Source organism: Neoroseomonas rubea, from assembly GCF_016106015.1.
In the GTDB taxonomy this organism is placed as follows: Bacteria; Pseudomonadota; Alphaproteobacteria; order Acetobacterales; family Acetobacteraceae; genus Neoroseomonas; species Neoroseomonas rubea.
The window spans coordinates 1-3,364 of sequence record NZ_JACADQ010000410.1; the positions used below are offsets into that span (position 1 = coordinate 1).

The 3,364-nt window shown below is 72.5% G+C and carries 3 protein-coding genes; all 3 read left to right on the forward strand.

Annotation, left to right across the window (positions count from 1 at the left end):
- The coding region (locus HW577_RS22805; RefSeq protein ID WP_198378407.1) for an ATP phosphoribosyltransferase regulatory subunit at nucleotides 1-458 on the forward strand (458 nt) is incomplete at its 5' end.
- 6 nt (nucleotides 459-464) lie between these two features.
- Nucleotides 465-1,754, forward strand: a complete 1,290-nt coding sequence (locus HW577_RS22810) for an adenylosuccinate synthase (RefSeq protein ID WP_198378408.1) — start codon at nucleotides 465-467, stop codon at nucleotides 1,752-1,754.
- A gap of 4 nt (nucleotides 1,755-1,758) precedes the next feature.
- On the forward strand, nucleotides 1,759-3,364 hold a 1,606-nt coding region (locus HW577_RS22815; protein WP_198378409.1), incomplete at its 3' end, for an ABC-F family ATP-binding cassette domain-containing protein.

Below are 3,364 nucleotides of genomic sequence, written 5' to 3' on the forward strand. Positions count from 1 at the left end.
CGCTGGCCGCGCTGGACGCCGCGGACCTGCCGCCGGCCGCGCGCGCCATCGCCGAGAACGCGGCCTCGGTGCTCGCCGCCATCCGCGCCCGCGCGCCGGCGCTGCGCATCACGCTCGACCCGGTCGAATTCCGCGGCTTCCGCTACCACACCGGCGTCGCCTTCACGCTGTACGGGCCGGGCATGTCGGGCGAACTCGCGCGCGGCGGGCGGTACCTGTCGCAGAACGACGAGCCGGCGACGGGGATGTCGCTTTATCCGGATGCGGTGCTGCGCGCCGCGCCGGTCGTCGCGCCGCGGCCGCGGCTGTTCGTGCCGCTAGGCGCGGATGGCGCGCGCTTCCGCGCGCAGGGCTTCGCGACCGTCGCGGCGCTGGCGCCGGAGGACACGCCGCTTCGCCTGCGCTGCACCCATGAACTGAGGGACGGCGCCGCCGTCCCCATTCCTGCGAAGGACTGACCTGCCATGGCCAATGTCGCCGTGATCGGCGCCCAATGGGGCGACGAGGGCAAGGGGAAGGTGGTGGACTGGCTCGCCTCCCGTGCCGACATCGTCGTGCGCTTCCAGGGCGGCCACAATGCCGGCCACACGCTGGTGGTGGGCGGCCAGACCTACAAGCTCAGCCTGCTGCCCTCGGGCGTGGTGCGCGGCAAGCTCGGCATCATCGGCAACGGCGTGGTGCTGGACCCGCAGGCGCTGCTGAACGAGATCGAGAAGGTCACGGCGCAGGGGCTGAAGGTCGGGCCCGACAACCTGCGCATCGCGGAGAACGTGCCGCTGATCCTGCCGCTTCACCCCGCGCTCGACCGCGCGCGAGAGACGGCGCGCGGCCAGGACAAGATCGGCACGACGGGCCGCGGCATCGGCCCGGCCTATGAGGACAAGGTCGGCCGTCGTTCCATCCGTCTGTGCGACCTCGCCGAGCCCGAGACGCTGAGCGCCAAGCTCGACGAGCTGCTGCTGCACCACAATTCGCTGCTGCGCGGCCTCGGCGCGCCGGAATTCCCCAAGAAGGAACTGCTCGACGGCCTGCTCGCGCTCGCCCCGAAGCTGCTGCCCTATGCCGACACCGTTTGGGAACGCCTCGACGAGGCGCGCCGCGCGGGCAAGCGCGTGCTCTTCGAGGGCGCGCAGGCGGTAATGCTCGACGTCGACCACGGCACCTACCCCTACGTCACCAGCAGCAACACGGTCGCGGGCAATGCTGCGGCGGGGGCGGGCGTCGGGCCGGATGCGATCGGCTTCGTGCTCGGCATCGCCAAGGCCTATGCCACGCGCGTCGGCTCCGGGCCCTTCCCGTCGGAACTGCATGACGAGACCGGCAGGCTGCTCGGCGAGCGCGGGCACGAATTCGGCACCGTCACGGGCCGCCCCCGCCGCTGCGGCTGGTTCGATGCCTGCATGGTGCGCCAGGCGGTGAAGGTCGGCGGCGTGCAGGGCCTGGTGCTGACCAAGCTCGACGTGCTGGACGGGCTGCCGGAACTGAAGATCTGCACCGGCTACCGCATCCATGGCGAGGTGGTGAAGCGTTTGCCGGCCGCCTTCCGTGCCCAGGCCGCGGCCGAGCCGATCTTCGAGACGCTGCAGGGCTGGTCGGGCTCGACGCGCGGCGCGCGGTCCTACGCAGAACTTCCCGCCGAGGCGGTGAAGTATGTGCGGCGGATCGAGGAACTGGTGGAGGCGCCGATCGTGCTGCTCTCCACCAGCCCCGAGCGCGACGACACCATCATGATGCGCGACCCCTTCGCGGGGTGATGTGATGGCGGCCCCGCCGCTCCTTCTCCTCACCGACATCGCGCACGGCTTCGGCAGCCTGCGGCTGCTCGACGGCGCCTCGCTGTCCGTCGCCCCCGGCGAACGCCTGGCGCTGGTCGGGCGCAATGGCTCGGGCAAGTCCACGCTGCTCAAGGTCGCGGCCGGGCTGATCGAGCCGGAGGGCGGGACGCGCTTCCTCCAGCCCGGCGCCACGCTGCGCTACCTGGAACAGGAGCCGGATCTCTCCGCCTTCCCGCGCGTGATCGACTATGTGCTCGCGGGCCTCGGCCCGGCGGACGATGCGTACCGCGCACGCGCGCTGCTGACTGATCTCGGCATGACGGGGGAGGAAGCGCCCGCCGCGCTCTCCGGCGGCGAATCCCGCCGCGCCGCGCTCGCCCGCGCGCTCGCCCCCGCGCCCGACATCCTGCTGCTGGACGAGCCCACCAACCACCTCGACCTGCCGGCGATCGAGTGGCTGGAGGCGGAACTCGCCTCGCTCTCGACCGCGCTCGTGCTGATCAGCCACGACCGGCGGTTCCTCGAGCGCCTGTCGCGCGCCATGGTCTGGCTCGACCGTGGTGCGACGCGGCGGCTCGAGCGCGGCTTCGCCCATTTCGAGGAATGGCGCGACCAGGTGCTCGAGGAGGAGGAGCGCGACGCGCACAAGCTCGCCCGCAAGATCGTGCGGGAGGAGCATTGGCTGCGCTACGGCGTCACCGCCCGGCGCAAGCGCAATGTCCGGCGGCTGGAGAACCTGCACGCGCTGCGCGCCAAGCGGCGGGAGCGCGTCACCGCACCCGGGCGCGTGACCATGGCGGCGGCGGAAGGCGCGGGGTCGGGCAACCTCGTCATCGCGGCGGACCACGTCACGAAGGCCTACGGGGACCGGGTGGTGGTGCGGGACGTCTCCACGCGCATCATCCGCGGCGACCGCGTGGGCATCGTCGGGCCGAACGGGGCGGGCAAGACGACGTTGCTCAACATGCTGACCGGCGTGCTCGCACCCGACAGCGGCGAGGTGCGGCTCGGCACCGGGCTGGCCATGGTCGGGCTCGACCAGCGGCGCGCCGCACTCGATCCGACGATGACGCTGAGCGCCGCGCTGACGGAAGGGCGCGGCGACCAGGTCTTCGTGAATGGCCAGCCGCGCCACGTCATCGGCTACATGAAGGACTTCCTGTTCACGCCGGACCAGGCGCGCACGCCGCTCTCGGCGCTGTCGGGCGGGGAGCGTGGGCGGCTGATGCTCGCGCGCGCCTTCGCCCAGCCCTCCAACCTGCTGGTGCTGGACGAGCCGACCAACGACCTCGACCTCGAGACGCTCGACCTGCTGCAGGAACTTGTCGCCGACTACGCCGGCACGGTCCTGCTCGTCAGTCATGACCGCGACTTCCTCGACCGCACCGTGACGAGCGTGATCGCCTGGGAAGGGGAGGGGCGCTGGCAGGACTACGCCGGCGGCTATTCCGACATGGTGGCGCAGCGCGGCCATGGCGTGCGCGCCCGTGCGGCCGAGCCCGCGGGGAAGCCCGCCGCCCCGAAGGCCGAGCCCACGCCGCGCGCGGCGCGGCCGGCGCGGAGGAAGGGGCCGAACGCAAAGGACCAGC

Bases quoted from the DNA above. Each gene is read 5' to 3' on its own strand.
- HW577_RS22810 (WP_198378408.1), top strand. From the start codon at position 465: ATGGCCAATGTCGCCGTGATCGGCGCCCAATGGGGCGACGAGGGCAAG.